The organism is Streptomyces sp. NPDC031479 (assembly GCF_055581065.1).
On the sequence record NZ_JBVIKC010000012.1, the window covers coordinates 160217 to 177354 of the forward strand.

Annotated in this window: 19 protein-coding genes; 10 read left to right on the forward strand and 9 right to left on the reverse strand. The window is 72.0% G+C overall.

Features of this window, described 5'->3' with window-relative positions:
* Nucleotides 1-78 precede the first annotated feature (78 nt).
* On the forward strand, nt 79-1068 hold the full coding sequence (locus ACZ5D2_RS16330; RefSeq protein ID WP_468929816.1) for a glycerophosphodiester phosphodiesterase family protein: 990 nt from the start codon (nt 79-81) through the stop codon (nt 1066-1068).
* A 123-nt stretch (nt 1069-1191) separates the two neighbouring features.
* On the opposite strand, the gene ACZ5D2_RS16335 is transcribed toward ACZ5D2_RS16330, so the two are convergent.
* Nucleotides 1192-1785, reverse strand: a complete 594-nt coding sequence (locus ACZ5D2_RS16335) for a hypothetical protein (protein WP_331738155.1) — start codon at nt 1783-1785, stop codon at nt 1192-1194.
* Complete coding sequence (locus tag ACZ5D2_RS16340) at nt 1785-2066, reverse strand: hypothetical protein (protein WP_331738153.1); 282 nt, start codon at nt 2064-2066, stop codon at nt 1785-1787. The genes ACZ5D2_RS16335 and ACZ5D2_RS16340 overlap by 1 nt, the downstream gene beginning before the upstream one ends.
* 261 nt (nt 2067-2327) lie before the next feature.
* On the opposite strand from ACZ5D2_RS16340, the gene ACZ5D2_RS16345 reads away from it, so the two are divergent.
* Nucleotides 2328-3368, forward strand: a complete 1041-nt coding sequence (locus tag ACZ5D2_RS16345) for a glycoside hydrolase family 26 protein (RefSeq protein ID WP_331738150.1) — start codon at nt 2328-2330, stop codon at nt 3366-3368.
* 52 nt (nt 3369-3420) lie between these two features.
* Here ACZ5D2_RS16345 and ACZ5D2_RS16350 read toward each other — a convergent pair whose 3' ends face one another.
* Together ACZ5D2_RS16350 and ACZ5D2_RS16355 are read right to left on the reverse strand one after the other, a co-directional pair.
* Complete coding sequence (locus ACZ5D2_RS16350; protein WP_468929821.1) at nt 3421-3990, reverse strand: hypothetical protein; 570 nt, start codon at nt 3988-3990, stop codon at nt 3421-3423.
* Between the two features lie 51 nt (nt 3991-4041).
* The gene (locus ACZ5D2_RS16355) at nt 4042-4869 is read right to left on the reverse strand and encodes a hypothetical protein (RefSeq protein ID WP_331738145.1); all 828 of its coding nucleotides are present in this window, start codon (nt 4867-4869) and stop codon (nt 4042-4044) included.
* Between the two features lie 163 nt (nt 4870-5032).
* Between ACZ5D2_RS16355 and ACZ5D2_RS16360 the strand changes: the two genes are divergently transcribed.
* Nucleotides 5033-5635, forward strand: coding sequence for a TIGR03086 family metal-binding protein (locus tag ACZ5D2_RS16360; RefSeq protein ID WP_468929824.1), 603 nt, complete (start codon nt 5033-5035; stop codon nt 5633-5635).
* 50 nt (nt 5636-5685) lie between these two features.
* Here ACZ5D2_RS16360 and ACZ5D2_RS16365 read toward each other — a convergent pair whose 3' ends face one another.
* Together ACZ5D2_RS16365 and ACZ5D2_RS16370 are read right to left on the reverse strand one after the other, a co-directional pair.
* Complete coding sequence (locus ACZ5D2_RS16365; RefSeq protein ID WP_468929891.1) at nt 5686-6294, reverse strand: DJ-1/PfpI family protein; 609 nt, start codon at nt 6292-6294, stop codon at nt 5686-5688.
* 149 nt (nt 6295-6443) lie between these two features.
* Entirely contained in the window at nt 6444-6938 is a 495-nt protein-coding gene (locus ACZ5D2_RS16370) for an ArsI/CadI family heavy metal resistance metalloenzyme (RefSeq protein WP_468929827.1), read from the reverse strand.
* An 86-nt stretch (nt 6939-7024) separates the two neighbouring features.
* Between ACZ5D2_RS16370 and ACZ5D2_RS16375 the strand changes: the two genes are divergently transcribed.
* From ACZ5D2_RS16375 to ACZ5D2_RS16400, 6 genes are all read left to right on the forward strand, one after another.
* Nucleotides 7025-7405 carry an ArsR/SmtB family transcription factor gene (locus ACZ5D2_RS16375; RefSeq protein ID WP_331738135.1) on the forward strand — a complete coding sequence of 127 codons (381 nt, stop codon included), beginning with the start codon at nt 7025-7027 and terminating at the stop codon, nt 7403-7405.
* Entirely contained in the window at nt 7402-8151 is a 750-nt protein-coding gene (locus tag ACZ5D2_RS16380; RefSeq protein ID WP_468929831.1) for an aquaporin, read from the forward strand. The genes ACZ5D2_RS16375 and ACZ5D2_RS16380 overlap by 4 nt, the downstream gene beginning before the upstream one ends.
* Entirely contained in the window at nt 8148-8576 is a 429-nt protein-coding gene (locus ACZ5D2_RS16385) for an arsenate reductase ArsC (protein ID WP_331738131.1), read from the forward strand. The genes ACZ5D2_RS16380 and ACZ5D2_RS16385 overlap by 4 nt, the downstream gene beginning before the upstream one ends.
* A 32-nt stretch (nt 8577-8608) precedes the next feature.
* Entirely contained in the window at nt 8609-9112 is a 504-nt protein-coding gene (locus ACZ5D2_RS16390) for a GNAT family N-acetyltransferase (RefSeq protein ID WP_468929894.1), read from the forward strand.
* Nucleotides 9076-9645 (forward strand): hypothetical protein, encoded by a 570-nt coding sequence (locus ACZ5D2_RS16395; RefSeq protein ID WP_468929835.1) that lies wholly within the window; start codon nt 9076-9078, stop codon nt 9643-9645. Before ACZ5D2_RS16390 ends, ACZ5D2_RS16395 begins: the two co-directional genes overlap by 37 nt.
* A 78-nt stretch (nt 9646-9723) precedes the next feature.
* Nucleotides 9724-10482 carry a hypothetical protein gene (locus ACZ5D2_RS16400; protein WP_468929838.1) on the forward strand — a complete coding sequence of 253 codons (759 nt, stop codon included), beginning with the start codon at nt 9724-9726 and terminating at the stop codon, nt 10480-10482.
* Nucleotides 10483-10584: 102 nt separating this feature from the next.
* On the opposite strand, the gene ACZ5D2_RS16405 is transcribed toward ACZ5D2_RS16400, so the two are convergent.
* Nucleotides 10585-12609, reverse strand: coding sequence for a transglycosylase domain-containing protein (locus tag ACZ5D2_RS16405; protein ID WP_468929841.1), 2025 nt, complete (start codon nt 12607-12609; stop codon nt 10585-10587).
* A 285-nt stretch (nt 12610-12894) separates the two neighbouring features.
* On the opposite strand from ACZ5D2_RS16405, the gene ACZ5D2_RS16410 reads away from it, so the two are divergent.
* A complete protein-coding gene (locus tag ACZ5D2_RS16410; protein WP_468929844.1) occupies nt 12895-13935 on the forward strand; it encodes a HEAT repeat domain-containing protein in 1041 nt (346 codons plus the stop codon).
* A 216-nt stretch (nt 13936-14151) separates the two neighbouring features.
* Here ACZ5D2_RS16410 and ACZ5D2_RS16415 read toward each other — a convergent pair whose 3' ends face one another.
* Complete coding sequence (locus tag ACZ5D2_RS16415; RefSeq protein WP_468929847.1) at nt 14152-16059, reverse strand: ABC transporter ATP-binding protein; 1908 nt, start codon at nt 16057-16059, stop codon at nt 14152-14154.
* A gap of 208 nt (nt 16060-16267) precedes the next feature.
* A complete protein-coding gene (locus ACZ5D2_RS16420; RefSeq protein ID WP_331738120.1) occupies nt 16268-17047 on the reverse strand; it encodes an NAD(P)H-dependent oxidoreductase in 780 nt (259 codons plus the stop codon).
* Between the last annotated feature and the right edge of the window lie 91 nt (nt 17048-17138).

Consider the following 17138-nt stretch of genomic DNA (forward strand, 5'->3'; position numbering starts at 1 on the left):
ATGCATTTATCGCGTGCCACCATGTGCCTGGTCGGATCGATCGTCCGCTGCGGCAGACGGACACGAAGGAGTACGTCCTTGAACAACGACCTCGGGCGCGGTGCCGGACCAAGGGTGTTACGGGCACTGGTCGCCGCCCTCTGCGGGATCGTCGGTACCGCCGTGCTCGGCGCGACCCCGGCGGCGGCAGCCGATCAGCGTCACCCGGTCTACGCCATCGCCCACCGCGTGGACACGCTGGCCGGTGTGGACGCCGCGCTGAAGCACGGCGCCAACGGCATCGAGATGGACGTGTGCGCGTGGTGGAACCCGAACGAATGGCGGGCGTATCACGACTGTTCCTCGGCCGGTGACAACCGGCTGGGCCCCAGCTTCGACAGCATGGTCGACCGCATCGTCTCGAACGCGAACGCGGGACGCCGGCTGTCGCTGGTCTGGCTGGACATCAAGGACCCGAACTACTGCGGGGAGCAGGAGAACCGCGGGTGCAGCGTCGCCGGACTGCGCGACAAGGCGCAGCGGCTGACGGCTGCCGGGATCCAGGTGCTCTACGGGTTCTACGAGTACCACGGCGGCGGCACCCCGGACGTCGGCGGCCGGGGCTGGAAGAGCCTGGAAGGCAGGCTCGGCAGCCTGGAGGGCATCACCTCGACCGGCACCCGCGACCAGGTCCAAGGCGCGTTCAACCGGTCCGGTTCCGGATTCCCGGCCGGTCACCGGGTGATGGACTACGGCGACAGCGACATCACCAAGGGGTTCGGCAACTGCACGGAAGCGTCCTACAACACGTGCGCGGAACTGAAGAAGGGCGCCGGGGACCGCGACGCCGGCCGACTCGCGGCCACGCTCTCCTGGACCACCACCTACAACGACCCCTGGTACGTCGACAAACTGCTGGGCGACGGGCGCGTGGACGGCATCATCGCGGGCTACGGGGCCTTCACCGGAGTACGCGAGTACGACGACAGCTGGCAGTGCGCCAACGCCGTCAGCCTCGTCCGTGACTGGGTGAACCGCCACGGCGGCACCCATCGCATGGCCACCGCCGGCGACCGTCTGTTCGGGTAGGGCGGGGCACCGCCGGCCGCACCGGTTCGCGCCGCCCGCGCCGCCCGCGCCGCCCGCGCCGGATCACCACATCGGGCACGGGCGGCGCGGCGCTTTCCCACAGCACCCAGAATGCCGCGGTCCTCAGGTGCCGGGGTTGACGGGCCGCTTGTAGTACCGCCACGGGAACCATCCCGCGCCGACCGGAATCCATCCTTCCGACTCCATCCGCCGGTGTCGCGCGACGGAAGGGAGCGCGACCCGACGGTGCTCCCAGGGATGGGCGGAAGCCTCCACCTCATGGTAGAAGGGGCCGTAACCGACCATGTGCCAGCCGTCGCGGCCGGCCTCCTCCAGGGCCGCCATCTCGTCGAACGCGGTCAGCCCGCTGAGCGTGCGGCGCTTGGGGGCGTTCGGTCCCCCGCCGGGCGGGGCCGACGAACCCGCTGCCCCGGCCTTGCCCGAGAAGCGTTGCTGGGCGGCCTGGCGGCTCACCCCCAGGACGCGGCCCACCGTGTCCCAGCTGTGCCCGGCGGCCCTGGCACCCTGAACGGCCTCGCGCAGGAGCCGGCTCGACTCCTCGCAACCGACGCGCGAGGCGTCCACCAGGCGCAGGTACCCGTGGGCGTCGTGTTCGAGAGAGTCGGCCAGCCCTTCGGGTGCGCCGAGCACGGCCGCGGCGATCCCCTCCCGGATCCGGTCGATCTCCGTCGGATGGAGCAGCGGTTCATCGCTCATCAGCGCACCCCTGCAAGGGGTTCGAGGGCGTCGAGGACTTCCTCGTCGCGGCGCGCCCGGTCGGCGGAGTCACGTGCCGCCGCCCGCGCGGCCAGGCCGGCGGTGCAGGCGATGAGCGCGAGGCCGGCGACGATCAGGGCGACGGTGGCGTAGGGGCCGAACCGGTCGCCGAACATCACCGCCACGGCCGGGAGGACGACGGCGAGCGGCAGCACGCCCGCCATGGACGCGGTGGCGGGAAAGGCGACCCGGCGCCGGACCTTCGAATTCAAGATCAACATGCGTCAAGGAAACCTTGACATCGCCGACTTGTCAAGAATCCCTTGACGTCGAGCACGGCCACCCCCGCCCCGGCCGGCGGACGCGCCGCCCACCGGGCCCGTCGCCCTCCGCGCCGGGAGGGGGTTTCACCCGGTCGGGCCGGGCGGGGCGGCGGGCCGGCGCGAATGGCCCAGTTTCGGGTCATCGGACGGGCAGCTCGTCGGATGGGATGCCTAATGTCGGTGCGAGAGACACCCGGTCCCGAAGCGTGTGGAGGCAGCATGTCCCGTCGAGGCCGCCGGCTGGCGGGAGCCTGTGCGAGTGCGATCGCCGCCGGCCTGCTCGTCACCGGAGTCGCACTCACCACGCCGCCGCGCGCGGGTTCCGACGGCGGCTCCGGCAACGGGGTCGCGGTGGGCGCCTACCTCCACTACGGCACGCCCGGCGTCGAGAGGATGCAGGAGCTCTCGCACTGGCTCGGGGGCACCGAGCTTCGCGCGGGCCACACCTACCTGCCCGGCGACACGTGGGCGAACATCGAGGGGGCTCCCGATTCCCTGCGCAGCTGGGCGCGGTGGCGCCGGGAGAGGGCCGACCGGCTGTTCGTGTTGAACGTGCCCATGTTCGAGCGCAACGAGCGCCGCGTCCCCGACGCCCGGGTCGCCGAGCTGATCCGCTCCGGCGCCCGCGGTGAGTACGACCACCACTTCCGGCGGCTGGCGAAACGTCTGGTCGCCCTGGGGGTGCCGGACACGGTGATCGTGCTGGGCTGGGAGATGAACGGCTTCGACTACACCCACCGCTGCCGGCCCGACCCCGAGAACTGGAAGAGGTACTGGCGGCGCGTCACGGCTGCCATGCGCTCGGTGGAGGGCCAGCGGTTCCGTTTCGACTTCGCCCCCAACCGCGGCGGTGACGCCATCGCCTGGACCAGGTGCTACCCCGGCGACGACGTGGTGGACATCATCGGCATGGACAGCTACGACCAGCCTCCCGGCCACTCCTTCGACGAGCAGGTGACCCAGCCCTACGGGCTCCAGAAGCAGGTCGACTTCGCGAAGGCGCACGGGAAGCCGATCTCCTACCCCGAGTGGGGGCTGTTCCGCAACGGCGACAACCCCGAGTACATGGGGCGCATGCTGGAGTGGATCGAGCAGCACAAGCCGCTCTACCACAGCATCACCGACTACTGCCCGCACGGCGTGTGGCAGTGCACCCGGAACCCGCACTCCGCACAGGTGTTCCGGGACTTCCTCTCCGCCGACGGAGACCGCGACCGGACGTTCGGCTTCGACGGGGAGGTGGGGACGAGGCGCTCGTGACGCGGGTGGCCGGCGCGACGGAGCTCGCACGGCGGCGCTCGCACGGCGCACGTCAGCTGACGATCTGATCCCCGTCGGGTATGTCCTCGACCGTGACGAGCGTGCGGGACGTGCCGAGCACCCGCGCGACCTCCCGGGCGAGCCCCTCGGCGTCCGGGCCCGACGGGACCGGCACCCGCTCCCCTTCGTCGTACCTCTCGATCGCCTTCACGAAGTAGCTCGGGTGCCACGCGCCGACGGCCCCCTTGACCTGGACCGCGGTCACGCGGCGGGCGCCGACGCGGTCCTTGAGCGCGGCCAGGACCTCGTCGGACCGCAGTTCGCCGGGTACCTGGAACAGGCCGGCATGAGCACCGACAAGACCGCCGTCCCCCAGACGTACGGTCACGGTGAGGCAGCTGGTGACGCTCGGATACGTGATCACGCCCCCGGGGGCGACCTCCTTGACCTGCCCTTCCGTGATGGTCGCCCGCTCCGGCGCGGCCGGGCCTCCCCCGGGGCGGGAGCCCGCGCGGGTGGGCTCGTACGGGGCACGATCGGCGGCTGTGGCGGGTGAGGTGAGGGCCGCTGCCCCGGCAAGGGCTACTGCGAGTACGGCGATGGCACGCTTGAGTTCGATCACAACCTTCGCAACGTCCGCGGCGCGCGGAAGGTGCCTCGATTGCCTTCGGGCTCACCGGGGAGGCGCCGGCCGGGCGGCGGCAGCCGGGCGGCGGGCGCCGCGGGGGCGGCCGCGGTTGCGGCCCCGGCGGGTCCGCCGGCGGCTCACCCGGAGCCAGGCCGCGGCCTCGGGGTCGCGCGCCGCCAGCTCGGTGAGCGCCGGATGCACGTCGTTCGGGGCCGCCCCCGCGCCGGGGTCGGCCTCCCTGCGGTTGGCGTCGCGGAGCCTGCCGTACCCCACGAGGACGACGATCTGCGCGACCAGCGCGAACCAGGTCGCGGTGGCGGCCGTACCCTCCACCGGCCCGTGGGGGTCGGTCCGGATCAGGGCGACGGCCGTCACCACGATCACTGCCAGCACGGCCCACACGGCCGGCGCGGCCAGCCGGTCGGTCCCGCCGGGCCTCACCGGAAGGCGGGACCGGAGGCGGTCGCGGCAAGCGGCGTGGAACTCCGCCCGAGCGGTGGCGAATTCGGCGTCACGCGACACGACGTTGCCCAGGGCGACGGGCGCCGTGCGCCGGCGCAGGGCGGCGAGCAACGCGTCCGGGAGGGGGTGGCCCGCGTCGGCCCCCGGGTCCGCGCCGGCCGCTGTGACGGCGAGGTTGCCCCGGTGGTTCACCGTGGCCAGCCCGTCGAGCAACAGTCCGGCCGCGGCGGCCTGGACGTCGTCCCCGAGCGACCAGCGGCCGACGGCCGCGTGGTAGGGGTCGACCGGCGCGGGACGCCGCCCCGTGACGACCCGCCACCACCTGCGTCCCTGACGGGTCCGCAGGCCGAGCATCCCGTACAGCAGGGCCGTGACGGGCAGTACGACGCGGGCGAGTCCGACGGGGTCCACGCACCGAGCGTAGGCGGCGCCGCCGGGCGGCGTACATCCGATATACGGGGACGGGCACCGGCCGGACCCGGTCCGCCCGGGTGAATCTTCGGACCGCGTTGTGCCGAGTACGGGCCTCTCCGCCGGTCTAGCCTGCAGACCCATCGTCCCGGAGGAGCGGCAGATGACCGATACGACGACTCTCGACCTCGGACCGCAGGCCGGGATCGTGGCCCGTCTCGTGGCGGGCGTCCCGGACACCGGGCTCGGGGGCCGGACGCCCTGCCCGGCGTACGCGGTCGGTGACCTGCTGGGCCACCTCGCGGGCCTCGCCGTCGCGTTCCGGGACGCCGCCCGCAAGGACCTGGGCCCCACCACGGACACGGCCCCCGGTGCGGCCGCACCCGCCCTGCCCGCGTCCTGGCGCGCGGACCTTCCCCGGGTCCTCGACGAACTGGCGGAAGCCTGGAGGGATCCGGCCGCCTGGACCGGCATGACCCGCGCGGGCGGCGTGGACCTGCCCGGCGACATCGCGGCCGTGGTGGCCGCCGACGAACTGGTGATTCACGGTTGGGACCTGGCCAAGGCCACCGGCCAGGAGTACGTACCCGATCAGGCCGCGTTGCGCGCCTCGCACGAGTTCCTGCTGGCCGCCGCGCAGGACGAGAGCCGGGGCGGGGGCATCTTCGGAGCCGTCGTGCCCGTACCGCAGGACGCTCCGCTGCTGGACAGGGCAGTGGGGCTGAGCGGGCGCGATCCGGGCTGGACGCCACCGACCTCCCCGTGAGCGGAGGCCGACGAGCGCGCGACGGCGCCGGCCGCGGGGCCCACGGAGCGTCAGCGCAGGGCGCTCTCGCCCCTGTGGACGGCGCGCAGGGAGCGTTCGACGGTCTCCCGCTTCTCGCCGACCGGAGCCACGTAGTCGATGACGTCGCGCGCGGCGTCCTCCCCGAGCGTCCGGACGACCACCCAGGTGGCGAGGTACTGGGACGCCAGGCAACCGCCCGCCGTGGCGATGTTCCCCTCCGCGTGGAACGGCGCGTCCAGCACGGTGACGCCTGAGGCTTCGACGTAGGGCCGGCTCGTCATGTCCGTGCAGGCCGGCATTCCGTCCAGCAACCCGAGCCGGGCCAGCACCAGGGCGCCCGAACACTGCGCGCCGATCAGCTGTCGCGAAGGATCCAGCACCAGCCTGGAGATCAGGCGGTCGTCGGCGACCACGTCCCGCGTCTTCACTCCGCTGCCGATCAGCACGACGTCGGCTTCGGTGACGAACTCCATCGGGCGCTGTCCCGTCACCTCGACGCCGCCCATGGACGTGACCACCGGTGTCGGCGTCGTGATGAAGGCCTCCAGGCCGTCCTTGCGACACCGGTTGATCAACGCGGAGGCGATGAAGCTGTCGAGCTCGTTGAACCCGTCGAAAGTGACCACGGCGACCTGCATCACAACTCCCTCGCGCACGGTGTCGGATCTTGAGCCTCCCCGGCCCACGGCTCCGGGTCGAGGGCCAATCGGCGGCCGGTGGCACGCCTTCCGCCCCTCTGCTTCCGCTCCGCCGTGCTTCCGGCATCCCGCGGCGGGCCGACGGCCGATCAGCCTCCGCAGGCGCAGCCGGCCGCGGCCTCGGCCGCTGCCGGGGTCCGGGCGGCGTCGGGGGACTGTCCGTCCGCGGGGTCGCAGCAGGCCCGCGGCGCGCTGTCGGCGCTCTTGCCGAGGGTGGCGGCGTCGGCCTTGACGACGTACACCTCCCACGGCTCCCGGCCGGGGCCGGTCACCCAGACCTTGTCCTGGAGGGCGTAGCAGCAGGAGGTGTCGTTCTCCTCGAAGGTGGCCAGCCCCGCCTCCTTCAGGCGGGTCGTGGCGGCGGTGACGTCCTCGGTGGTCGCGACCTCGACGCCGAGGTGGTCGAGGCGGGTGGGCTCGTCCGCCCCGCCCTCGATCAGGACGAGCTTGAGCGGCGGCTCGGCGATGGCGAAGTTGGCGTAGCCGGGGCGGAGCTTGGCCGGTGTGGTGTTGAAGAGCCTGGAGTAGAAGGCGATCGAGCCCTCCAGGTCGGCGACGCGCAGGGCGAGCTGGACACGGGACATGGCGGTCTCCCCTTCGGCATTCTGTTTCGACGTCTGTCGATATAGAAGACGTTGCCACTGGATTAGATAGCTGTCAACATAGAGGCATGTCGAAACAAGCTGGCCTGCCGCTGCTGGGGCAAGGCGATGCGGCGTGCTGTACGCCGATGGTCCGCGAGCCGCTGGGCGATGAGGCCGCAGCCGGGCTGTCGCGGATGTTCAAAGCGCTGTCGGACCCCATCCGGCTGCGACTGCTGTCGCTGATCGCCTCGTACGAGGGCGGTGAGGCGTGCGTGTGTGACCTGACCGGCCCCTTCGACGTCTCCCAGCCGACGATCTCCCATCATCTGAAGGTGCTGCGCGAGGCGGGACTGGTCGGCTCCGAGCGGCGCGGAACCTGGGTGTACTACTGGGTGATCCCCCAGGCCCTGGCCCAGCTGTCCGCCCTGCTCGAGGTCCCCGCCGCGCCCGCGAAAGCGGGCACGTGAGCACCTCGGCGCCGCTGGCCCGACGGGCGGCGGTCGAGGCGGCCGGTACGGCGGCCCTGGTCGCGGTGGTCGTGGGCTCCGGGATCCAGGCCACCGAGCTGACCCCGGACGTCGGCCTGCAGCTGCTGGCCAACTCCCTCGCGACCGTCTTCGGCCTCGGCGTGCTGGTCGCCTTCCTCGGCCCGGTCTCCGGCGCGCACTTCAACCCGGTCGTCACGCTGGCCGCCTGGTTCACCGGCCTCCGCGGCCGTGACGGACTCACCCTGCGCGAGGTCGCCGCGTACGTCCCGGCCCAGATCGCCGGGGCGATCGGCGGCGCGATGCTCGCCGACGCTATGTTCGCCGAGCCGGTCATCGCCTTCTCCTCCCACGAGCGGTGGGCCGGGCACCTGTGGCTGGGCGAGGCGGTGGCCACCGCCGGGCTGCTCTGGCTCGTCTTCGGACTGGCCCGGACCGGCCGGGTGCACCTGGCACCGGTTCTCGTCGCCTCCTACATCGGCTCGGCGTACTGGTTCACCTCGTCCACCTCCTTCGCCAACCCCGCCGTCACCATCGGCCGCGCGTTCACCGACACCTTCGCCGGAATCGCCCCCGGCTCCCTTACGCCGTTCATCGCCGCCCAACTGCTCGGCGGCGCCCTCGGCCTGGGCCTCGTCGCCGCCTGCTTCGGCCGGCCGCCCCGCACCCCGACGGACCAGGCCGTCCCTGCCGCCCGCCCTGCCGAAGAAAGCGCGCCGACCTCATGAGCACCCCCACCGTCCCGTCCGTCCCGTCCGTGCTGTTCGTCTGCGTCCACAACGCCGGCCGCTCCCAGATGGGCGCCGCCTTCCTCACCCACCTCGCCGGGGACCGGGTCCAGGTCCGCTCCGCCGGCTCCGCACCCGCCGACTCCGTGAACCCGTCCGTCGTCGAGGCCATGGCCGAGGCCGGCATCGACATCTCCTCCGAGATTCCGAAGGTCCTCACGGTGGAGGCGGTGCGGTCCTCCGACGTCGTGATCACGATGGGCTGCGGCGACGCCTGCCCGTACTTCCCCGGCAAGCGCTACCTGGACTGGACGTTGACCGACCCCGCGGGACAGGGCGTCGCGGCCGTCCGCCCGATCCGCGACGAGATCGAGCGGCGCGTCCGCGGCCTGCTCGCCGAGCTCGACGTCCCGGCATCGGCGTGACCGCCGCCGCGGGGGGCGTACGGGTCGAGCCGATGCGGCCCGAGCACGCCGGGCAGGTCCTGGCGGTCTACCGGCTCGGCATCGACGACGGCAACGCCACCTTCGAGACCTCCGTGCCGACCTGGGAGGCGTTCGACGCCGCCAAGCTGCCCGAGCACCGCCTGGTCGCCCTCGACGGCGCCGGCCGGGTGCTGGGATGGGCCGCGGTGGTACGGGTCTCCGACCGGTGCGCCTACGCCGGGGTCGTCGAGCACTCCGTCCACGTCCACCCCGACGCCCGCGGCCGCGGAGTGGGCCTGGCCCTGCTCGACGATCGAAGAGCCGACGCCCACAGCAGGTCACCGGCGCGCGTGAGGCCGACGACGCGGTTCAGCGTCGTGTACACGAGCCGCTCCAGATCGGACCGGCCCGGGCCCTACGCTGAGCTGGGCACGATCGAGCCGAACATGTCCTGGCGTGAGGGGGGAACGGGTTGGGCAGGCAGGAGAGGTACCGCAAGGTGCTCAGACCGCTGCTGGGGGCGGGGCTGGAGGTGATACCCGACGCGGTTCCGGCCTCGGCGATACCGCATGTCCTCGGGTACGAACGGGAGAGGCACGTCGGCGGCTTCTTCGTCGAGTACGAGGACCCTCGCCTGGTGCAGCGGCTGAACGACGGCTGGTACGAGCTCGCCGTGTCCGCCGGTCTGCTCGACGAGAACCGCGAATTCCTGATCATGTTGCCACGGGGCACCTGGACGGCCGCGGAAGACCGCAGGCTGCGGCACAGGATGCCCGTCTGGCACCGGGTCCGTCTGCTGGACCGGTGGGACGTCATGGGGGCCGGGGCGGCTTCGTTCCTCGGCATTGGCGCCGGCCGTCCCGGCTTCGCCATGCTGGCCCTGGACAACGGCGTCTGGCTCATGGCGGACACGTATGAATCGGGGGTCGGCGTGTACGCGGTACGCGACCCCGCTGGTTCCCCGGGGGTCCTGCGCGGCTTGGAATGGCTCGCCGCGGAGGACGTCTACAGGGACCCCGAGTTCCGACGTGAAGTCGCCGCCTGGCTGGAGCAGCGGCGGCAGCACTGACCGACCGGCCCGGGGACGGCCGGGCCACCAAGCCCCCTTCGCGCTCTGTGTGGACCAGGCCGCCCCTAGGATCGCCTGATGATCAGACAGCCGCGTCCGCTTTCCTCCTCCGTGTCCTTCGACGTGGCCGACGGACACGGGGTCATCGAGGTGACCGGCGACAACGGTGGCAGCCTGCTCCTGCTCGCGGGTGATCCGGGGTTCCTGGAAGCCGGCGACGGCTGCGGCAGCGTGGGCTGGCTGGCGGCCCGCGCCGGTACGGGCGGCCCCGGGCTCTCCGAGGTCAAGTACCTCACCGAGTGGCTCAGCGTCCCCGGCCTCGTCCCCGACCCGCGCACCGGCCGAGCCGAGCCACCGGATCCGGAAGCCCTGCGCCCGCTGCTGTCACTGCTGTCCCCCGGGCGGTACGTGATGTCGGCCGCGCTCGCTCCGCACGACCTGCGGGTGGTCCACCCGCGCGCCCTCCGGGTCGAGAGCTGGTACGCCGACGAGGAGCTCGCGCTGGTGACCACCGACGCGTGGCCGCCCCGCGACCACCGGGCGGTGCGCCGCTACCGCGATCGCATCCGCGCCGGGGGCGGCCTGCCGGCACTGGTCGCGCTCTTCCCGACGGCCGAAAGCCGGGTGGGCTACCTCCTCGACGGACACCACAAGCTCGCCGCGTACGACCAGGCGGGGGCCCGTCCTCTGGTCATCAGCCTGGCCCCCCAGGTGCCCCGCCCCTTCCCGCACGACGACCTCGACCGGGCCCGGGCGGCTTTCTCCGACAGCCGGCCCCGGCATCAGGGCGACCCGCTGAGCAGGGTCCTCTCCTCCCTGCGGGCGGACTTCGCCTGACACCGTGCCAAACGGCCGTTGTCATTCCCCGCCGCGCTTCGTCGCTGGGCGCCCCGTGCCGCGAGGCCGTCGCGGGCGGTCCTGTGGACCGCCCGCCGGGTGCTACGGCGTGGGGGGCGTCGCCGCCTCGTTGTAAGCCTTCCAGATCAGCGGCGGGAAGGCGCTGCCCCGCTCGGAATCGGGGCCGCCCACACCCTGCATGGGCAGCAGTCGCGGTACGTCGGGCTTCGTACGGAACATCGCGACCGACGTGCTCAGTTCCGGCGTGGCGCCGATGTACCAGGCAGAGTTCATACGGTCGTTCGGACCGGTCTTGCCCGCCCAGGACGGCGGGCTGGTCCCCCAGCCCTTCGGCGGTCCGACGGCGTTCGAGCTCACCTGGCGGAGCGCCGCGCCCACGGTCGAGGCCGTCTCGGAGCTCATGGCCCGCCGCGGTTTGGGGTGGCCCAGGCCGTCCACCGCGACGCCGCTGCGTTCGGCCCTGACCACCGAGTAGGGTTCGGTGGCCCGGCCCTGGTTGACGAAGGTCGTATAGGCGCTGGCGAGCCGGACGGCGCTGGGGGTGGAGGTTCCGATCGAGAAGGTCGGCTCCAGCTTGGCCATGCTCTCCTCACGCAGTCCCGCCCCGACCGCGAGATCCTTGACGTTCTTCAGCCCGATCTTCTTGCCGCTCTCCACGAACGGCGTGTGGTCGGAGTTCACCAGGGCCGCGTGGAGGTTCGTGGGTGCCGTCGGCGCGTCTGTCGGCCTGGGCTTCGGGGGGTCCTGGTCGGCGCCCTCCGCGGGCCGTTGCCCGCCCTCGTGCTCCTTCTCCATGGCGGCGGCGTACACGAAGGGTTTGAACGCCGAGGCCGCGGGCACGCCCGAGGTGTCCGCGTTGTTGGTGAAGTGCTCGATCGCGTCGGAGCCGCCGTAGACCGCGACGATCGCTCCGTCCCTGGGCCGTATCGAGGCGGCGCCGACCTGCACGTACTGGTCCTCCGCGCGCTGCTTCGGGTCCAGTCGTTGCGCGCACACCTGCTCGACGGCCTTGGTCAGCGCGAGCACCTTGTCCTTCTCGAAGGTGGTGTGGACGCTGTAGCCGCCGGAGGCCAGGTCCTTGTCCGTGATCCCGCTGCGGCTCTTGAGGTACTTGTTGGCGATGTCGACGAGGTAGCCGATCTGCCCGGCCTGGCTGGTCGGCTTGACGGGGGACTTCGGCTCGGGGAAGACCGTGTACTTCGCGCGTTCCTGGGCACTCATCGAACCCGTTGCGACCTGACGGTCCAGGATCCAGCTCCAGCGGTCCTCGGCTCGCCGGCGGTTCTCGGCGCTGAGGGACGGGTCGAAGCTCTCCGCGCCCTTGAGGACAGCGGCCAGCAGGGCGCCCTGGCTGGGGTTCAGCTCACGGGCGGGGATGCCGTAGTACGCGTACGAGGCCGCCTGGATGCCGTAGGCGTCCCGGCCGAACCAGGAGGTGTTGAGGTACCCCTCGAGGATCTCCGACTTGGGCCGCTGGTTGCTGATCTTCAGGGCCAGGAAGAGTTCCTTGACCTTCCGCGCGACGGTCTGGTCCTGGCTCAGATAGGTGTTCTTCACGTACTGCTGGGTGAGCGTCGAGCCGCCCTGGGTCTCCTCGCCCTTGACGATGTTGACGGCGGCCCGGCCGATGCCGGTCACCGACACCCCCGAGTCGGTGTAGAAGTCGGCGTTCTCCGCCGCGATGACGGCGTGCTGGACGAACTCGGGCACCTGGTCGAGCTTCACGTCCTGCCGGTTCACATCGCCGACGCTCACCATCCGGCTGCCGTCCGCCCAGTAGTAGAGGGTGGCCTGCCGGCGCGCGGAGTCGTGCGGGTCCGGGATCTCGACCTGCAGGTAGACGGCGGTGAAGAGGGCGGCGAGGGCGCCGGAGAAGAGCAGGAACAAACCGGAGGTCAGTTTCCAGGACGGTGTCCAGCGCCGCCATCCGCGCCGGCCGCGCCTGGGGAAGTCGATGAGGCGGCGACGCGCCTTGCGGGCCGCTCTCCTGCGGCTCTTCGCTCGGCCCGCGGCGCGCCGTGTGCGTTTCGGACCTTCCGTCCGCTCCGGTCCTCCGGTTTCGTCCCTGGTACCTCGGTCCGCGCGGTGTTTGCGGGGCAGCCTCATGGGGGATGCGGACCTCCTCGATCGCGAACCGCCACCTCGGGGGCGGTGACGGATTCGACCGAGAAGATGATCAATCCACCTTCGGGGTTGGGCCGTTCATGAAATGTTCATACACGGCACGGGGTTCAAGGCCTGCAGACCATCGACTCGTCTGTTTGATGCCGGTTTGACCGGGGGTTCGATGCGAGCCGAGCGGCGGCGTCGATCGGGAAGGCCGCGCGGACCGCCCTCATGATCACGGTCGTTAGACTCCCCGGGTTCGCACGTGTGGTGTCGGCCCCGCCGTTGACGGAGGAGTTCACGGATCGCGTGGTCGGCGAGTGGAGGATTGCTGCGATGCCCGAAGACCAGGCGATGGACGATGACCGGTGGTCCGGGTGGCCCGATGCGTGGGCGGGCACGGATGTCGACATGCGCACGGTCGTGAGCGCGATCCCGCGGGAGGTCAAGGACGGGTTCGAGTACGACGAGATCCCCTGGCAGCGGTTCCCTCATTTCTACGGCTCCGGCGAGGAGATTCCCGGATTCCTGGCGACGCTCGCCTCCGGGGACGCCGAAGACACCGAAGCCGCCGACAAGGCTTTGCTGCGGCTGTGGGACGGTCTCCAGCATCAGGGCAGCACGATCGCGGTGGGAGCACTGGCGGTGCCGTTCCTGCTCCGGATCGCGGTGGCCGGATCCCCCGGGCTCCGCGCGGCAACCCTACGCCTGGTGGCCGAGATCGGGCGATGTCAGCACCACGGGGACGGATCACGCGAAGGCCTTCTCGCCGTCGCCGAGGATCCGTCGATGACGGAGGGCACCACGATGTGCCCGGTGGACTGGACGATTCAGGCCGCTCGCCACGCCGTCACGGTTGACCTGCACCTCCTGTTCCCTCTCCTCCCCGACCCCGATCCCGACGTCCGCTCCGCGACCGCCTTCGTCCTGGCGGTCGCGACCGGCGAGACTCCGCGGATCGCCTCGGCCCTGCGCCGCAGGCTGGCGGTGGAAGACGATCCGGTGGTCCAGGTGAGCCTGATCCTGGCGATCGCCCAACTCGCCCGCGAACACGGGGATGAACACGCTCGGGCGTGGGCACGGGACGTGTGGTCGGATCCCGACCGCTCGCCCGAGATGCGTATCGGCGCCGGCCTGGCCTGGCTGTGCCTGGCCGACGACGACCCGGCCCCTGACGAACTCCACGCCCTCCTGACCGACCCGAGTACCGATCGACTCAGCGATCTGCTCCAGCGGGTGCCGTGGCTCCCACCGGTCGACTCCCACAGCGGCCTGCGCCGCTGCATCCACGAAATGCTCAGGCCGGACATCCCCTGGAGCGCTTGACGGCCCTCCGCCCCCGCGGCCGCCGGCCGGCGGCGCTCGGACGACCCCGGCCTCGGGGTGCGGGGCCGGGGATCTGGGACCCGACCGTCGGTTCCCTCGTCGGCTCCGTCCCGGACTCGCGGACCGCGCACCAGGGCGTCTCCAGCGGTCCGTGTTCCCGCCCGGCGATCGTCTCGATGTACTGCGCGGGCGGCAGCGATCCGGGCGGTGTCGTGTTCACGCGGTGGTCTCCTTCGGGGTGCGCTGGCCGGGGACGGTGCGGTCGTTCTGCAGTTCGAGGAGCTCGCGGAAGAGTCCGTTCGCCCTGGACAGTTCGGCGAAGGTGCCTTCCTGGACGACCCTGCCGTGGTCGAGGACGACGATGCGGTCCGCGACGGCGACGTTGGCGAGGCGGTGGGTGACCAGGACCACGGCGCGCTCACGGGCGGCCCGGCGCAGGTTGGCGAAGATGCGGTGTTCGGCGCGGGGGTCGAGGGCGGAGGTGGGTTCGTCGAGGACCAGGAGGGCGGCGGGCCGGTAGAAGGCGCGGGCCAGGGCGACGCGCTGCCACTGGCCGCCGGAGAGTTCGGCGCCGTTGAGCCATTCGCGGGCCAGGAGGGTGGAGAGGCCCGCGCGGAGTTCGCGCACGACCTCGTCGGCACCGGCCGCGGCGGCGGCTTCCCAGACGTCCTTCTCGTCGTCGCTGCGCGGCTGCCCGAGGGTGATGTTGTCGCGGGCGGTCATCGGCCAGCACGAGAAGTCCTGCGGTACGAGGGAGACGTGCTTCCAGGCCGCGTGGGGGTCGAGCGCGGTCGTGGGGTGCCCGTCCCAGGTGACCGTGCCGGCGGTGGGGAGGTGGAGGCGGGTGAGGAGCTTGGAGAGGGTGCTCTTGCCGGATCCGTTCTCGCCGACCAGGGCGACGATCTCGCCGGTGCGGACGCTGAAGTCGATGCCGTCGAGGGCGTTCCTGTCGGCGCCCTCGTAGCGGTAGACGAGGTTCTCGGCGCGGATCTCGCGCGGGGCGCCGGGGACGACCTCCCCGGCGGTGAGGCGGTAGCCGCCGGTCTCCTCCAGGAACGTCGACCAGTCGTCCATGTACATGCCCGTACGGAAGATCATGGCGGCGTTGCGGACGACGCCCTGGACCGAGCCGGTGACGGTGCGCAGCGCGAGGACGGCGGTTCCGGCGGCGGCGACGGTGAGGTGGCCGGTGGCGAGGAGGGCGACCAGGACCCCCCAGACGACGGCGGAGGCCAGGCCGCCGCCGAGTGCGCCGAGGAAGGCCATGCGGGCGCCTTCGGTGACGGCCTGGCGGTGTACGGCGGTGACCCGGTCGGTGAGGTGCCGGTACTTGCCGAGGAGGAAGGGCGCCATGGTCCCGGCGCGGACCTGGTCGGCGGAGTGCCGGTCGGCCAGGTGCCAGCGCAGGACGCCGATCATGCGGCTGTGGCCGGTCGTCTTCACGGCGGCCAGGTAGGTGACGCGGGCGCTGTGTACCTGGGCGATGCCCTGGGGGAGGCTGGCGAGGACCAGGAACGGCAGGAGGAGGGGGTGGAGGGTGCCGAGGACGACGGCGCCGGCCAGGAGGGATGCGAGGGCGGCGAGGAGGTCCTGGCCCTCCTCGATGATGTCCTTGGAGACGACGGCGCCGCGTTCGGCGTTGTCCCACCGGTCCTTGAAGCCGGGGCTGTCGTAGGCGGCGAGTTCGCTGCCGGTGGCCGCGTCGAGCAGCATCAGCTCGTACTCCTGCTGGAGCAGGGGCGAGATGCGGGAGGACAGCCACGTGACCACGATGTAGAGGGTGGCCCTGATCCCGGCCGCGGCGGCGAGCACCGCGACGGACGGCCACGCCTGCCACAGCCGGTCGGTGATGTTTCCGGAGGAGATGAGCGCGGTGATCGTCGAGGTGGTCGCGAACAGGCCCAGGGCCGCCGCGATGCCGGAGACGACCTGGCAGGACAGGAGCCCGGCCACGGACGCCCGGTCGACGCGCCACGCGATCGACAGGGAGCGCTTCATCAGGTGCGGGAGACGCCGGGCCATGTGGCGCAGCGTGATGTACTTCGCGGCCTCCCAGCGGGTGTCGCCGTCCCACGAGAAGGCGATCTCCTCGTCCGCCCGTACTCCACTGTCCTCGCCGGTCATCGGATACGCCTCCGTGAGTGAGGGGGAGGGTCAAGACTCGGTCCGGAACGGGTCGTTCGGAAGACCTCGGTACGGCGATCACCCGAAGGTGTCACCGTCCGAGGTCATGCGTGGGCGGGCGCGGGCGGGCGTGCGCGGGCGGTCATGCGGCGTGGGCGCAGGACCGGTCCCGGGTCTCGCCCGGAAGCGTACGAGCGCTGCCCGGCGGTCAGCCGCGCACGTGCAGCCCGAATCCCGAGCGGCCGGCGGGCTCCAGACCCTCCTTCAGGTGCAGCGAGGGGATCTCGTAGTCGCCGAAGTTCTGCTTCCGGAACGCGATCGGCTCGGTCGACTCCAGGGTGAGCAGGCGCCGCTGCCAGGCCTCGGCGACGGGCGCGTACTCCTCGTCCGTCATCCTGTCCACGCCGTACAGCACGAACGGCGGCAGCACCTCGATGCCGGGGTAGTAGAGGATGCCGTGGTGGATCGGGAACAGCAGGTCGTCGATGGGGCCGTTGATCCCGCGGGCGGAGTAGTGCGACTCCGGGCCGCCGACGGTCACCGACAGCAGGGCCCTCCTGCCCGCGAGGGTGCCTTCGCCGAAGCGCTCTCCGTACTTGGTGTCGCTGTGCTCGCCGACGCCGTACGCGAAGCGGTAGGTGAACACCCGGTCCACCCAGCCCTTGAGGATCGCGGGCATGCCGTACCACCACAGCGGGAACTGGAAGACGATCGTGTCGGCCCACAGCAGCTTCTCCTGCTCGGCGAGGACGTCCGGCGTGAGCGTCCCGGCGTTGAAGGCCCGGCCCGAGTCGAGGGCGACCCTCAGCGGACTCGACGCGGCGGGGCCGTAGTCCGCGGCGTCCACCACCGCCTTCCAGTCCATCGCGTACAGGTCGCTCACCCGCACCTCGTGCCCGGCGGCCTCCAGGGTGGACACCGCGAGGTCCTTGAGCGAGCTGTTGAGCGACTTCGGCTCGGGGTGGGCGTGGACGATCAGCGTCTTCACGGGAGCTCCTTCGGATCGGATGCCTCGATCCTGGGCGCCGCGGCGCCCGGCGTTCAGGGGCTCCTCTTCCGTCGGACCGGGCTTCCTGGTA